Source organism: Rhizobium rhizogenes NBRC 13257 (assembly GCF_000696095.1).
GTDB classification, from domain to species: Bacteria; Pseudomonadota; Alphaproteobacteria; order Rhizobiales; family Rhizobiaceae; genus Rhizobium; species Rhizobium rhizogenes.
The window spans coordinates 461,569-476,078 of the sequence record NZ_BAYX01000002.1; the positions used below are offsets into that span (position 1 = coordinate 461,569).

14 protein-coding genes are annotated in these 14,510 nt (G+C 59.9%); 6 read left to right on the forward strand and 8 right to left on the reverse strand.

The features are described from left to right. Positions 1-84: 84 nt before the first annotated feature. The 5 genes from gatB (at position 85) to RRH01S_RS06265 (ending at position 3,633) form a co-directional block, all read left to right on the forward strand. Positions 85-1,590 carry an Asp-tRNA(Asn)/Glu-tRNA(Gln) amidotransferase subunit GatB gene (gene gatB / locus RRH01S_RS06245; protein WP_034518657.1) on the forward strand — a complete coding sequence of 502 codons (1,506 nt, stop codon included), beginning with the start codon at positions 85-87 and terminating at the stop codon, positions 1,588-1,590. A gap of 4 nt (positions 1,591-1,594) precedes the next feature. Further along, positions 1,595-2,098 (forward strand): GNAT family N-acetyltransferase, encoded by a 504-nt coding sequence (locus RRH01S_RS06250; RefSeq protein WP_012651249.1) that lies wholly within the window; start codon positions 1,595-1,597, stop codon positions 2,096-2,098. Between the two features lie 19 nt (positions 2,099-2,117). Beyond that, on the forward strand, positions 2,118-2,585 hold the full coding sequence (locus RRH01S_RS06255) for a GNAT family N-acetyltransferase (RefSeq protein ID WP_012651250.1): 468 nt from the start codon (positions 2,118-2,120) through the stop codon (positions 2,583-2,585). Between the two features lie 104 nt (positions 2,586-2,689). Beyond that, positions 2,690-3,088: an NADH:ubiquinone oxidoreductase subunit NDUFA12 gene (locus RRH01S_RS06260; RefSeq protein ID WP_007691985.1), complete on the forward strand. Its 399-nt coding sequence runs from the start codon at positions 2,690-2,692 to the stop codon at positions 3,086-3,088. A gap of 104 nt (positions 3,089-3,192) precedes the next feature. Next, positions 3,193-3,633 (forward strand): DUF2155 domain-containing protein, encoded by a 441-nt coding sequence (locus RRH01S_RS06265; RefSeq protein ID WP_012651251.1) that lies wholly within the window; start codon positions 3,193-3,195, stop codon positions 3,631-3,633. A gap of 71 nt (positions 3,634-3,704) precedes the next feature. On the opposite strand, the gene RRH01S_RS06270 is transcribed toward RRH01S_RS06265, so the two are convergent. The 7 genes from RRH01S_RS06270 to RRH01S_RS06300 form a co-directional block, all read right to left on the reverse strand. After that, positions 3,705-4,343, reverse strand: a complete 639-nt coding sequence (locus tag RRH01S_RS06270; protein ID WP_034518654.1) for a DUF1062 domain-containing protein — start codon at positions 4,341-4,343, stop codon at positions 3,705-3,707. 369 nt (positions 4,344-4,712) lie between these two features. Further along, positions 4,713-5,669, reverse strand: a complete 957-nt coding sequence (locus RRH01S_RS06275; RefSeq protein WP_034518653.1) for a DUF2167 domain-containing protein — start codon at positions 5,667-5,669, stop codon at positions 4,713-4,715. 70 nt (positions 5,670-5,739) lie between these two features. Continuing rightward, positions 5,740-6,363: a leucyl/phenylalanyl-tRNA--protein transferase gene (aat, locus tag RRH01S_RS06280; RefSeq protein ID WP_007691979.1), complete on the reverse strand. Its 624-nt coding sequence runs from the start codon at positions 6,361-6,363 to the stop codon at positions 5,740-5,742. Positions 6,364-6,369: 6 nt separating this feature from the next. Then, on the reverse strand, positions 6,370-7,722 hold the full coding sequence (gene accC, locus RRH01S_RS06285) for an acetyl-CoA carboxylase biotin carboxylase subunit (RefSeq protein WP_007691978.1): 1,353 nt from the start codon (positions 7,720-7,722) through the stop codon (positions 6,370-6,372). A gap of 4 nt (positions 7,723-7,726) precedes the next feature. After that, complete coding sequence (gene accB, locus RRH01S_RS06290) at positions 7,727-8,194, reverse strand: acetyl-CoA carboxylase biotin carboxyl carrier protein (protein ID WP_007691977.1); 468 nt, start codon at positions 8,192-8,194, stop codon at positions 7,727-7,729. 24 nt (positions 8,195-8,218) lie between these two features. Further along, positions 8,219-8,656 (reverse strand): type II 3-dehydroquinate dehydratase, encoded by a 438-nt coding sequence (aroQ, locus tag RRH01S_RS06295; protein ID WP_042470309.1) that lies wholly within the window; start codon positions 8,654-8,656, stop codon positions 8,219-8,221. A 211-nt stretch (positions 8,657-8,867) separates the two neighbouring features. Then, entirely contained in the window at positions 8,868-9,635 is a 768-nt protein-coding gene (locus tag RRH01S_RS06300; protein ID WP_012651254.1) for a DsbA family protein, read from the reverse strand. Positions 9,636-9,848: 213 nt separating this feature from the next. Here RRH01S_RS06300 and RRH01S_RS06305 point away from each other — a divergent pair, with 213 nt between their 5' ends. Further along, complete coding sequence (locus RRH01S_RS06305; RefSeq protein ID WP_037220825.1) at positions 9,849-11,006, forward strand: pyridoxal phosphate-dependent aminotransferase; 1,158 nt, start codon at positions 9,849-9,851, stop codon at positions 11,004-11,006. Positions 11,007-11,355: 349 nt separating this feature from the next. Here RRH01S_RS06305 and RRH01S_RS06310 read toward each other — a convergent pair whose 3' ends face one another. After that, positions 11,356-14,238, reverse strand: coding sequence for an Rne/Rng family ribonuclease (locus RRH01S_RS06310; RefSeq protein ID WP_012651256.1), 2,883 nt, complete (start codon positions 14,236-14,238; stop codon positions 11,356-11,358). Between the last annotated feature and the right edge of the window lie 272 nt (positions 14,239-14,510).

Genomic DNA, 14,510 nt, shown 5'->3' on the forward strand with positions numbered 1-14,510 from the left:
CGGAGCGGTGCCGAAAGTCTTGCGCCGCCCCGCCAATTGCTCTACCTCACAAAGTTCAGAAGAACAGCATTTCAAGAGCTTCCCATGACCCTTGTCGACGTCCGTACCCCAGATCCGAAGCGCTTCATTCCCGGTGCCACCGGCGATTGGGAGATTGTTATCGGGATGGAAGTCCATGCCCAGGTGTTGAGCAAATCCAAGCTCTTCTCCGGCGCTTCGACCGAGTTCGGCAAGCCGCAGAATTCCAACGTCTCGCTGGTCGATGCCGCCATGCCTGGCATGCTGCCCGTCATCAACGAGGAATGCGTCAAGCAGGCCGTGCGGACCGGTCTTGGCCTGAAGGCGCAGATCAACAATCGTTCGATCTTCGACCGCAAGAACTATTTCTATCCTGACCTGCCGCAGGGCTATCAGATCTCGCAGTTCAAGGATCCGATTGTCGGCGAGGGCAAGATCGTCATCTCGCTCGGCCCAGACCGCCAGGGCCAGTTCGAGGATATCGAGATCGGCATCGAGCGCCTGCATCTGGAGCAGGATGCCGGCAAGTCGCTGCACGACCAGCACGCTACCATGTCCTATGTTGACCTCAACCGGTCGGGCGTGGCGCTGATGGAGATCGTCTCCAAGCCGGACATGCGCTCGTCGGATGAGGCCAAGGCCTACATGACCAAGCTGCGTTCGATCGTGCGCTATCTCGGCACGTGCGACGGCAACATGGACGAAGGCTCGATGCGCGCCGACGTCAACGTCTCCGTGCGCCGTCCCGGTGGCGAATTCGGCACGCGCTGCGAAATCAAGAACGTCAACTCCATCCGCTTCATCGGCCAGGCGATCGAATACGAAGCCCGTCGTCAGATCGCTATTCTGGAGGATGGCGGTTCCATCGATCAGGAAACCCGCCTGTTCGACCCGGGCAAGGGCGAGACCCGCTCCATGCGCTCCAAGGAAGACGCGCATGACTATCGCTATTTCCCCGATCCGGATCTGCTGCCGCTCGAATTCGACGATGCCTTCGTCACCGAGCTTGCGGCACATCTGCCGGAACTGCCGGACGACAAGAAAGAGCGCTTCGTGCGCGACCTCGGCCTGTCGATCTATGACGCCTCCGTGCTGGTCTCGGAAAAGGCGATTGCCGATTATTTCGAGACGGTCGCGGCTGGCCGTGACGGCAAGATGGCTGCAAACTGGGTTATCAACGACTTGCTGGGCGCCTTGAACAGAACCGGCAAAGACATTGAAGAGACTCCGGTTTCGCCTGCCCAGCTCGGCGCGATCATCGACCTCATCAAGGCCGAAACCATCTCCGGCAAGATCGCCAAGGACCTGTTCGAGATCGTGCTCACCGAAGGCGGCGATCCCACCGAGATCGTTGAAGCTCGCGGCATGAAGCAGGTCACCGACACCGGTGCGATCGAAAAGGCCGTCGACGAGATCATCGCCGCCAATCCGGATCAGGTCGCCAAGGTCAAGGCCAAGCCGACGCTTGCCGGCTGGTTCGTCGGCCAGGTGATGAAGTCGACCGGCGGCAAGGCCAATCCGCAGGCCGTGCAGGCCCTCGTCAAGGCCAAGCTCGGCATCGAAGAGGAATAGTCGGGTGTATTTCGTCCGCACTGCCGGCGAGCAGGATCTCGAAAAGGTCCGTGCTCTGCTGCGCGAAACCTGGCATGCGACCTACGACCGGCTCTACGGCGCAGACAAGGTCAGCGAACTGCATGGTTCCTGGCATTCTCTTCAGTCTCTGAGGACGCGGCTCGCCGGAAAGAATTCCGAGTTTCTCGTGGCGGACGACGGCAAGAACATCGGCGGCATGGCCTATGCCGCCATGTCGACCGAGCTGGCGAAGACCGTCATGCTCTACATGCTCTATGTCAGCCCGCGCTGTCAGCGACAGGGCATCGGCCGCGACATCTTCGCTGAACTGGAAACCTGCTTTCCGGATGCCGAGGTTATGCGGCTCGAAGTCGATCCCCAGAACGATCCGGCGATCGCCTTCTATAAAGCGCATGGCTTCATCGAAGTCGGCCGCACGGAAAACTGCGGGAATGAACAATCGGGCATCCCGGCGCTGATATTCGAGAAGCCTCTCGAAAACCACTGAAAGCTTAGGCAGGTCGATCATGAACAGCGCCGATTTGATCATTCGTGAAGCCCGTGAGTCTGACCTTCCCGCCTTGATCGCGCTCTTCGCCGCCGATGCTGTCGGCGGCCACGGCGATACCATCGATCCATCCGCCTATGACGATTACCTCCGGGCTTTCCGCACGATCGACGCCTCGTCCGACCAGACACTTTACGCCGCCGAACTGGCCGGCGAAGTCGTCGGCACGTTCCAGACGATGATCACGACGTCGCTGACCGGTCGTGGCTCCAGCGCAATGATCATTGAAGCCGTACAGACGCGCGGCGATCTACGCGGGCAGGGGATCGGCGCCGCGATGATCAATTTCTGCATTGGCGAGGCAAAAAGTCGCGGTATGCGGCTGGTGCAGCTGACATCGAACGCCGTGCGCAAGGACGCCCATCGTTTCTATGAGAGACTGGGTTTCAAGCCGAGCCACCTCGGCTTCAAGATGGCTTTGAAATGACCGCTTTTCCCGCTGGAATCACTGGACAAGCAAGTCCAGTGGCGGCATAAGCGAAGGATCGAATTCTGGTATCGCTCGCCTTTTTGCGGGCACAAGGAAAAGACATGTGGAATTTACTCCTGCAAACCTTCACTTGGTGGAATGGTCAGACGATGGGCACCCGCTTTGCGACATGGCGGTTCGGCAAGCGCGTCGGCGAGGATGAATTGGGCAATGTCTATTACGAGGGCGGCATGTCGTCCTATGGTCTTCCCAAGCGTTGGGTGATCTACAAGGGTTATGCAGAGGCTTCCTCCATTCCTCCGGGCTGGCACGGCTGGATGCATCACCGTACCGACGTTCCACCGACCAAGGACAATTACGTCGCCAAGGAATGGCAGATCTCGCATCGCGCCAATCCGACTGGCTCGCCGCAGGCCTATCGTCCTCCGGGCTCGCTCGCCGTTGCCGGCGAACGCCCGCGCGTGACGGGCGATTATGACGCCTGGACGCCGGGCAACTGAGCATAGGTAGCCGGCTCGTCCTTTGGCCACAATTGGCCTATAGGCGCAGAACATGCCGGCTCGTGCTCGGCGCTTTGACCGAGACCAAGCGGAGATTGGCGGATATGACGTTTTTCACGCGGAGCGCTACTTTGCGTGCGATATCGGCAGCAGTTCTTGCCCTTGCCGCTGGAGCCGTGTTGCCACAGGCCGCCGAAGCCGCGCGTATTTCCAATCCCGTCGCCGTCTTCTCCGGCCTCGACAAGATCACCGGCCGCATCACCACCTTCGATGTTTACGTGAACGAGACCGTGCAGTTCGGCGCCCTGCAGGTGACGCCGAAGGCCTGCTATTCGCGCGATGACACCGAGCAGCAGAAGGTCGACGGGTTCGTTGAAGTAGACGAAATCACCCTCGACCGCCGCATTCGCCGCATCTTCACCGGCTGGATGTTCGCCGACAGCCCCGGCCTCAACGCCGTCGAGCATCCGATCTATGACGTTTGGCTCAAAGAGTGCAAACAGAAGTCGGATATCCCGCCGCCGGATAATGCTGGCGCGAAGTAAAGCGCTTTGATTCAAACATCGATAGTGCCGTTAGTCTCACCCGCAGAAGTGACCTTCTGCGGGTTATGTCGTTAGTCATTCTCTCGCGGCGACATGGCAGCTTGCCCGATCGGAAGCCGGTCGGTGTCGTCCGTGAGGTCAAGGGCAATACGTATGCCGTCCTTGACCCTTCGCCGCATGGCATCGGCGCGATCCGGATGGATTTGTAGCTTCGCGCCTTCGTGCAATGCCTGAAGCCGGGAGCGCGAGATGCCGAGTTCGAAAGCGAGAAGACGGTCCATGCGCATGTTGATGGGAACCGTGAGCACCAGCTCGATTTCCAGCCTTCTCCAGCCGTCCGTTTCGCCCAACACGTCCTTTCGAACATCGGCATCGGCGAATTCGTCGATGCGCTGAGCCTTGTGTCTCAATGCATCGAGATCGAATTCCTGAGTCCGTATCCAGTTGGGATCGTTGCTTTGCAGTGCCTCAAGCGTGGCTGGGGCAATGCCACGAACATTTTGGCGCTCGAAGAGCGTTCGGTTCCATGTCTTGTCGCAGGCCGAGCATTTGTAGACGAGCCAGGCGTCGAGTTTCTTGCCGTTGGCGTTGAGCCTGATCTTGCTGCTGGATCTGAAGGGCTTGAGACCTCCGCAACCGCTGCAGGCGATCCATGGCTGAGGCGCAGTTCGAGGATTAATGGTCCAGCGGACCTTTAGAATAGTGCACATACCGTCTTGGTCTTCCGTTCGGAAGTTCACCAAGCTGGCGGCAAGACAAGCCCTTCACGGGCGCGGTGTGGCGATGTCTAGGACAGATGAAGAGCTGAGACAGCAATGGCTGCGCAAGGCGCATGTCAACAATGCCAAACCGGTCTCAGGCCACCACCCGATGAACATGATCATACGCCGGGCGGCGATGCGCTGCCCTGACATACGGGGTGAAATTGGATGAGACCGGTATTTATGAAGGCAAAGTGAAACCTCGACGCGCCAACACTCTTCGCGTCGAGCGATAGCAGATCACAACCATAATTTGAAGTCGTGAAGGCGCAGAATGGCCGGCTGTCCTTCTGTGGACGAAACCGGACGGAAGCGTTCTTACGCGTCGGTGTTCTTGTTGCGGCGAAATAGGCCGAGGAGTTTACGCCCGGCTGCAACGACGCCGGCGACGACGACGATCAAGCCCTTCTTCAGCGCCAGAAGCGCCACGCCGAAGCTCTTGAAGAAGCCGAGGACGACGGCGAGGAAGCCGAGCTTTGCCGCGATCTTCACACCGGCACCGGCAGCAATCATGCCCGCCATGCTGTAGGCGGCAATCTTGTCGCCGTTGACGAAATCGACATAGCGTTTGCCGCTGTCATACTGCACCGTATTGATGACGCTGGGGATGGCCGCGTTGATTTCCGGCAGCTGCTCGAGCCCGGCGACGAAATCAAGCTCCGTCACGCCCTCGCGGCCAAGGACACGCACGGAATAGTTCAGTGTGTGCGGAGCGTTCGGATCCTTACCGAAGATCAGGTCGCGCGCCCAGTGGAGGGCGTGGGTCGCCTTGTCATAATGTGGCGGCTCGGCCCAGCCGACCAGCGTGATTGGATCGTAGCCTGCCTTCTCGCGCTCCGGATTGCTCTCCTGGATCCCGTCCTGGATCTGTTTCAGCAGCGCTGTGTAATCCGTCGAGGCGGCATCGTCGTCGGAGACATGGCCACTGCCGTCATAATCGATAACCGCGCCCCAGGAGCGCGGATCGATCGGCGAATACTTCGCCGGGAAGATCATGCCGAACGTGTTGCTGGCAGCGCTATCCGGGTTGCCCCAGAGCTGGACCAGCACCTTTCGCGTATCCTGCGGATTGAGATAGTAGAACTGATCAGAAACATTCAGCGTGGCATTGGCGCCGGAAAGCTTGATCGCGCCTTGTTGGAAATCGAGTCCCTTCAGCACGGTGCCCGCGTCGCCCTCAGGCACATCGGCGCCGAACATGTCGTGAAAGGATTTCGCCTCGGCCTGCGTTGCGGTCAGTGCGGCGAGAAAAGCGATTGCAAGATATTTCTTCAAGATACTACCCCCGGCTGTCGAGCCGAAACTAGCGGACTGATGGTTTAAATCAATGCTTAAATGGAGATTCTTAACTGTCGGAGAAGCTCAAATTGGGCGATTCCATCGCCTTTTCCAGCATCCTTGCATATTCGTCCTTCGGCATATCGATCGCGCCGAATGTCTTCAGGTGCTCGGTGGTAAATTGGGTGTCGAGCAGGGTGAAGCTCCGCTCTCTCAGGCGCTCGACCAGATGTACCAGGCAGATCTTCGAGGCATCCGTGCGGCGTGAGAACATGCTCTCGCCGAAGAAGGCCGAACCGAGCGATACGCCGTAGAGCCCTCCGACCAGCATGTCGCCGTCCCATGCCTCGACGGAATGGGCGTGGCCGATATGGTGGAGGGTCGAATAGAGCGCTCGGATCGTCTTGTTGATCCAGGTGCTGGGCCGGCCGCTGGTCTGCTCGGCGCAGGCGGCGATGACGGCGTCGAAATCCGTGTTGAAGCGGATATCGAAGGGCTTTTGCCGGATGGTCTTCGCCAGGCTTTTGGAAATATGGAAGGCGTCGAGCGGCAGGACACCGCGCAGTTCCGGCTCGACCCAGAAGATTTCCGGGTCATCGGCCGATTCCGCCATCGGGAAGAGTCCGATGGAATAGGCGCGCAGCAGAATTTCCGGAGTAATGCCGGGATTTCTGCCGCGCGGCCGTGCCATGGGCGATTAGACCGAGGTCTTCGCCAGGTAGTCTTCCAGCCAATGGATATCGTAATCGCCATTAGCGATATCCTGATTGGAAACCAGATCCTGGAACAGCGGCAGGGTGGTCTTGATGCCATCGACCACGAATTCATCCAGCGCGCGGCGCAGGCGCATCATGCATTCGACGCGGGTGCGGCCGTGCACGATCAGCTTGCCGATGAGGCTGTCGTAGTAGGGCGGAATCTTGTAGCCCTGATAGGCACCGGAATCGATACGCACGCCAAGGCCGCCGGGGGCATGGAAATGCGTGATCGTGCCGGGGGAGGGTACGAAGGTGCGCGCGTCCTCGGCATTGATGCGGCATTCGATGGCATGACCATGGAAATGCACTTCGTCCTGCGTCACCGAAAGACCACCGCCGGAGGCGACGCGGATCTGTTCGTGCACGAGATCGATGCCAGTGATCGCTTCCGTGACCGGATGCTCCACCTGCAGACGGGTGTTCATTTCGATGAAATAGAACTCGCCGTTTTCGTAGAGGAACTCGATCGTGCCGGCGCCGCGATACTTCAGCTTCATCATGGCGTCGGCGCAGATCTGGCCGATCTTCATGCGCTGCTCGACGTTGAGCGCCGGTGAATTGGCTTCTTCCCAGACCTTCTGGTGACGGCGCTGCAGCGAGCAGTCGCGTTCGCCGAGATGGATGGCATTGCCTTCGCCGTCGCCGAACACCTGGATTTCGATGTGGCGCGGCTTGCCGAGGTATTTTTCCATGTAGACGGATTCGTTGCCGAAGGCGGCAGCCGCCTCGGTACGTGCCGTCGACCAGGCTTCGAGGACGTCCGCTTCCGTGCGGGCAACCTTCATGCCGCGACCACCACCACCGGCGGTCGCTTTGATCAGCACGGGATAGCCGATTTCCTTGGCCGTCTTCAGCGCTTCCTCTTCGGTCTTCACTTCGCCGTCCGAACCCGGAACGACGGGAATACCGAGCTGCTGCGCGGTCGTCTTGGCGGTGATCTTGTCGCCCATGATGCGGATATGGTCCGCCGTCGGGCCGATGAAGGTGATCCCATGTGCATCGAGGATGTCGGCGAACTTGGCGTTCTCCGACAGGAACCCATAGCCCGGATGCACGGCGTCGGCGCCGGTGATCTCGCAGGCGGCAACGATCTGATGGATGTTGAGATAGCTCTCGCGTGACGGCGGCGGGCCGATGCACACGCTTTCATCCGCCAGACGCACATGCATCGCGTCGGCGTCGGCTGTCGAGTGCACGGCAACGGTCGCGATGCCAAGCTCCTTGCAGGCGCGCAGCACCCGAAGGGCGATCTCTCCGCGATTGGCTATGAGTATCTTCGAAATCATGGGCATGGGCTTACTCGATGACCACCAGGGCTTCGCCGTATTCGACCGGGCTTCCATCCTTGATGAGGATTTCGGTCACGGTTCCGGACTTCGGCGCGGGGATCTGGTTCATCGTCTTCATCGCTTCGATGATGAGCAGCGTCTGGCCTTCCTTGACGACGGAGCCGACCTGGATGAAGGCGGCGGCACCCGGCGCGGACGCCAGATAGACTGTACCGACCATCGGAGCGCTGATGACGCTATCAGGATTGCGCACCTTACCAGCCGGAGCGGCGGCTGCGGGGGCGGCAGCAGGAGCCGCTGCGGCATAGGCCGGGGCTGCGATCGGCGCCTGAACATACTGCGTCGTGCCAGCGCGGGAGACGCGGATACGCAGATCTTCCTGCTCGACTTCGATCTCGGTCAGATCGGTTTCGTTGAGAATATTGGCGAGGTCGCGGATCAGCGCCTGGTCGATACCCGTTTTCTTTTCAGCCATGGATCTTGTGCCCTGTAATTCTTGTCATTGTGTGATGGATTTCAGCGCGTGCAGCGCCAGGATGTAACTGTGAGGCCCGAAACCGCAGATCATGCCCTTGGCGGCGGGCGCGATCATCGATTTGTGCCGGAATTCTTCGCGTGCGTGGATGTTGGAAATATGAACCTCCACCACTGGAACCGAGATGGCTCGGATTGCATCATGAAGCGCGATCGACGTATGGCCGTAGGCTCCAGGATTGATCGCGACGCCGACGGCAGTGTCGCCGGCTTCGTGCATCCAATCGATCAGCACGCCCTCATGATTACTTTGGCGGAAATCGATGACGAAGCCCAGACTTTCGCCCACGGACTTACAATCGGCTTCGATATCCTTGAGTGTCTTGCCGCCATAGATGCCCGGCTCGCGCTTGCCAAGGGCATTCAAATTGGGTCCGTTCAGGACGAAAATGGTTTGCGCCATCAGAGGTTCCGTCAAAGTGCAGCGCAACCTATAGACTCCCGAGGGCCTAGAGGAAAGCCCCCAGATAAGAGGGTGTGCATGTCTGATGTGGAAACGCCCCGATTTTGGCGATTTTGCGCTCAATTCGGAAGCGGTTCGGTTTCGTGAAGGCCCGAGCGTCCTTCAGCATGCTGCCTGCCTGAGGTCGCTCGGGATGGTCAGGCCAATTGGTTCAGCAGGTGGTCTTGCCGCAACTGCGGACATTGGCAATCTTCTGCTGGATGGCCTCCAGGCCAATGGCGCCCGAGATCGTCTCGTTGCCGATGACATAGGCCGGCGTACCGGTGACGTTGAGATCGGTGGCGAGCTGGTAGGTGGCCTTGACCGAATCGGTGTTCGGGCTCTTGGCCATCTCGGCGCGGATCGCTGCCTCGTTGACGCCGAGCGAACCCGCGACTTCAATGGCGCTGTCTTCCGATGCTCGGCCGTCGCTGCCCAGCAGGGCGCGATGGAATGCGGCATATTTCTCAGGCGCGAGCTTTCGGAAAGCATCGGAGACCCTTGATGCCGCAACGGAATCCGGTCCGAGGATCGGGAATTCCTTCAGCACGAAGCGCACGTTCGTGTCCTGCTTCAGCAGGGTATCCATGTCGCCAAGCGCGTGGCGGCAATAGGTGCAATTATAGTCGAAGAACTCGACGACGGTGATGTCGCCCTTCGGATTGCCGATCGAGACATCGTTCTTGGAGTTGAAGATGGCGTCCTTGTTCTGGGTGACTGCCTGGCTCGACTGGGCGAGGCGCGCTGCCTCCTGTTTCTTCTCAAGCGCCGCCTGTGCATCCAGCAGGACTTCCGGGTGCTCGACGAGATACTCCTTGATGAATTCCCCGAACTCCTTCTTCTGCTGATCATCCAGCGCGGCGGCGGGCTGGACGAAGGCGAGCGATGCGGCAATGGCGACCGCCGAAACCGTCAGCAGGGTTTTCGAAAAAAGGGTCATTGGGTCCTCGTTAGAGTCGATGCTAAGACTTCATCGTCGCGTGCGACATAGCACCGGCAGGTTAAAGTCTGCAAATAGGTATCGGCAATTTACGGTGCATGCTTATTTCCAGAAACAGGAATTTTCACGGCGAAGCCGCAATCGCGGGATTGTGAACAGGCCGATATTGCGGCAATTGTCACACGCCAATCCGATATGAAGAGAGAATTGACCTTGTTTTCCCTATCCAAACGCAGCGATGTCGAACCCTTCCATGCCATGGACGTGCTGGCGGAGGCGACGCGACGCCGGCAGGCGGGGCACGCGGTCATCTCCATGGCCGTCGGCCAGCCGTCGCATCCTACACCTCGCGCAGCGCTTGAGGCGGCACGCACGGCGCTCGATCATGGCCGCATCGGCTATACCGATGCGCTCGGCACGCTCGCGCTGAAGCAGGCGCTCGCCGGCCATTACCGGACGCGGCATGGGCTGGAGATCGATCCCGCGCGGATCGCCATTACCACCGGTTCCTCGGCCGGCTTCAATCTCGCATTCCTGACGCTGTTCGATCCCGGCGACAGTGTGGCAATCGCCCGACCCGGCTATCCGGCCTATCGCAACATCCTTGCCGCCCTCGGGCTCGATGTCGTCGAGGTGCCTGTCACGGCCGAGACGCAATTCACGCTGACGCCGGAGAGCCTGGAGGCGGCGCAGGTGGCCAGCGGCAAGCGGCTGAAGGGCGTGCTGCTCGCAAGCCCCGCCAACCCGACCGGTACGGTGACGGGCAGGGCGGCGCTGAAGGCGCTTGCCGATTATTGCGCCGATCGCTCGATCGCATTCATCTCCGACGAGATCTATCACGGCCTGACCTTCGTCGGCGAGGAGACGAGCGCGCTGGAACTGACCGACGAGGCGATCGTCATCAATTCCTTTTCGAAATACTATTGCATGACCGGCTGGCGCATCGGCTGGATGGTGCTGCCGGAGCGGCTGGTGCGACCCGTCGAGCGCGTCGCCCAAAGCCTTTACATCTCGGCGCCGGAACTGTCGCAGATTGCTGCCACGGCAGCGCTCGGGGCAGGGGCCGAGCTGGACACCTATCGCGAAAGCTATCGCCGCAACCGCGATTTCCTGACGCAGCGCCTGCCCGAAATTGGCTTCTCCATCGCCTCGCCGATGGATGGCGCCTTCTACGCCTATGTCGACGTGACCAGGTTTACCAACGACAGCATGGCCTTTGCCCGCAAGATGCTGGCAGACATCAACGTCGCCGCCACGCCCGGCCTCGATTTCGATCCGATCGAGGGACACCGTGCGATGCGCCTATCCTATGCCGGCTCGAATGCGGAGATCGAGGAAGCCGTGGAACGCATGGCGGCCTGGCTGAAATAGAATCCTATATCAGTCACTTGCGATGGGTTTTGAAGGTATTTCAGGAAGCTCTTGAATCAAACTGTGAGGAGCGGGAGGCCCGCCAATCGGGCCGCATCGCCCTTCGACAAGTTCAGGGTGAGGCTGGGAGAGTGTTCTGGCTTGTCCAAAAGAGCTTCATTTCCAAGCTTGAAGATCAGCAGTCACCTGAGCTTGAAGGTTAGCCCGTCGCCCTCAGCTCGAAAGACTAACCCTCACCCTGAACCTGTCGAAGGGCGAGGGCGGGTTTGGGAAAAGAGCAGTCTTTCAAAACAAAAAACCGGCCGTGTCACCACGGCCGGTTTTTTTAATTCGTTCCGAACAGCAGCGTTCAGAAGAAGCCGCGGCGCTGCCACCAGCCAGCCTTCTTCGGCTTGCCGTCGCTATCAGTGCCCTCGTTGGTGCGGGTGGACTTGACCACCGGCTCGGAGGAGGAAGAGACGTTCGATTCGCGGTTGGCACGTGCCGGCTTGGCCGCTTCTGGTTCCGCGGCTACGACCGGTTCGGCCGGGGTGTCGAGAGCGACTGCGATTTCGGTAACCGTTTCAGCTTCGGCGTCAGCGACAGGTGCGGCTTCGACAACTGGAGCTTCAACAGGCGATGCTTCCGCCTTCGGCTTGCGACGGCTGCGGCTCTTGGCGGGCTTTACGTCTTCGGTGACGGTGGATGCCGTTTCGACAGCGGCCATGGCCGGCTGGCTTTCGACGGCAGCTTCGCCTTCGGCGATGACGATTTCGGCGACTGTCACAGCGACGTCGTTTTCGCCATCATCCTCACCGTCAGCGCCTTCGTCGGAACCGGATTCTTCGCCGGCAGCCAATTCATTGCCTTCGCCTTCGCCATCACGATTGCGGCGACCACCACGCTTGCCACGGCGGCGGCGCTTGCGCTTCTGCTGAGCGTCTTCGTCGCTGCCGGAAACGGCCGAGACTTCACTGTTCTCGTTGTTATCGTCCTCGTCGCCTTCATCTCCATCCTCATCGCCGTCTTCGGCGGAGGTGTCTCCGGGCTGGGAGGCTGTCTGGACTTCGTTGCCGCGACCACCGCGACGACGGCGGCGGCGCTTGCGCTTGCGGTTGCCGTCATTGGTCTCGGAAGACCGGGCAACGGGCGCCTGCTCGACGCTGGCTGCCTTTTCTTCCAGTTCTTCGTCTTCGTCCTCATCGGCCTCGATGACGATATCGTCGTCATCATCCTCCGGAATGGCGGCGAAGTTGAACAGGGTTTCGATCTTCACCGGATTTTCCACCGGCTCGCCACGGTCGATCGCGAAATGCTGTGCACCGACGGCATTGTCTGCGCCGATGATGATGGCAACGCCGAAGCGGCTCTCATAATCGACGATCGTCTGACGCTTGTGGTTGAGCAGGTAAAGCGCGATTTCAGGCGTCGTGCGGACGGTGATGTCGTGCGTCGTGTTCTTGAGCAGATACTCTTCGATCCCGCGCAGAACATGCAGCGCGACCGAGGACTGCGAGCGCACATGGCCGGAGCCGCCGCAATGCGAGCAGACCTGCGTGGTGCTTTCCAGAACCGATGCACGGATACGCTGGCGCGACATTTCCAGAAGACCGAAATGCGAGATGCGGCCGACCTGGATGCGGGCGCGGTCGTTCTTCAGGCATTCCTTCAGCTTCTTCTCGACAGCGCGGTTGTTGCGCTTCTCTTCCATGTCGATGAAGTCGATGACGATCAGGCCTGCAAGGTCGCGCAGGCGAAGCTGGCGAGCCACTTCATCGGCGGCTTCGAGGTTGGTCTGAAGCGCCGTATCCTCGATCGAATGTTCGCGGGTCGAGCGGCCGGAGTTGACGTCGATCGAAACCAGCGCTTCCGTCTGGTTCATGATCAGGTAACCGCCGGACTTCAGCGTGACCTGCGGCTGCAGCATGCGGTCAAGCTGCGCCTCGATGCCGGAGCGGGAGAAGATCGGGTGGATGTCGCGATAGGGCTGAACCACCTTGGCATGGCTCGGCATCAGCATCTTCATGAAGTCTTTTGCTTCACGGTAGCCTTCCTCGCCGGAGACGATGACTTCGCTGATGTCCTTGTTGTAGAGGTCGCGGATCGAGCGCTTGATCAGGCTGCCTTCTTCATAGACGAGGCAGGGAGCGGTCGAAGCGAGCGTCAACGTACGGACGTTTTCCCACAGGCGCATCAGATATTCGAAGTCGCGCTTGACTTCGACCTTGGTGCGGTTAGCGCCAGCGGTACGCAGGATGACGCCCATGCCCAACGGCACTTCGAGCATCTTTGCGATTTCCTTGAGGCGCTTGCGGTCCTGCGGATTGGTGATCTTGCGGGAAATGCCGCCGCCGCGCGCCGTGTTCGGCATCAGAACCGAATAGCGGCCGGCAAGCGACAGATAGGTGGTGAGAGCCGCACCCTTGTTGCCACGCTCTTCCTTGGCAACCTGCACCAGCAGGATCTGCCGGCGCTTGATGACTTCCTGGATGCGATACTGCTTGCGCGGCTTGCGCTGCACACGGTCCGGAACCTCTTCCATCGCGTCTTCGGCGCCGACGGATTCGATCACTTCCTCTTCATGGTCGTGATCATCATCGTCGTCATCATCATGACGGCGCTTGGAAACGTCGACATCTTCGGAGATCGAGTCGGTTTCGACCATCGCGGCCATTTCGCCGGAGGGGCCTTCCTCGTCTTCGCCGGGAGCATCGACCTTTGCCTCGGCAACGGGCGCGTCGTCGGCAGGAGTTTCCGCGACCACTTTCTTGCGGCTGCGGCGCGGCTTGGCCTTCTTGACCGGAGCTTCCGCTTCTTCGGCAGGAGCAGTTGCCTCGAGGGCAGGGGCTTCTTCCGCGATGGCGGCTGGGGCTTCATCCTTCTCAACGATGCCGATATCCGGCTGGTCCTGCTGCGAAAGATCGAGCGCCGTTTCGACGTGCTCGACGTCGTCGTCGCGGCGATGCTCTTCGGCTTCCGCCCTCAAGAGCGCCTGCCGGTCGGCGAGCGGAATCTGGTAATAGTCGGGATGGATTTCGGCAAAGGCCAGGAAGCCGTGCCGGTTGCCGCCGTAATCCACGAAAGCAGCCTGTAGCGAGGGTTCTACCCTGGTTACCTTGGCGAGATAGATGTTGCCGCGGATTTGCTTCTTGTGCTGCGACTCGAAGTCAAATTCTTCTATGCGGTTCCCGCGAACGACAACAACGCGCGTCTCTTCCTCGTGAGACGCGTCGATAAGCATTTTGTCTGCCATGAAAGTTGTGCTCCTCGGCGCCGGCATGCGGAAAGGGTCCGGCCTGTCATTGAGACAGGCTGGATGCAATCCACCACTGCTGCACCGGATAATGAAAGTCGCGATTGGTTGTTTTGCGATGACAACAGCCAGACAGCAGCCGGGACGTTAGTTCCCCGGGGTCTGTTCACTTCTTGAGAAAGCTGCTGCGGTAACATCCGTAACCAAGCGAGATCGACAATGCCTTAGACCCACAATCGGGTCCGATGAATGTGCTCTCTAAAGAGCGTTTG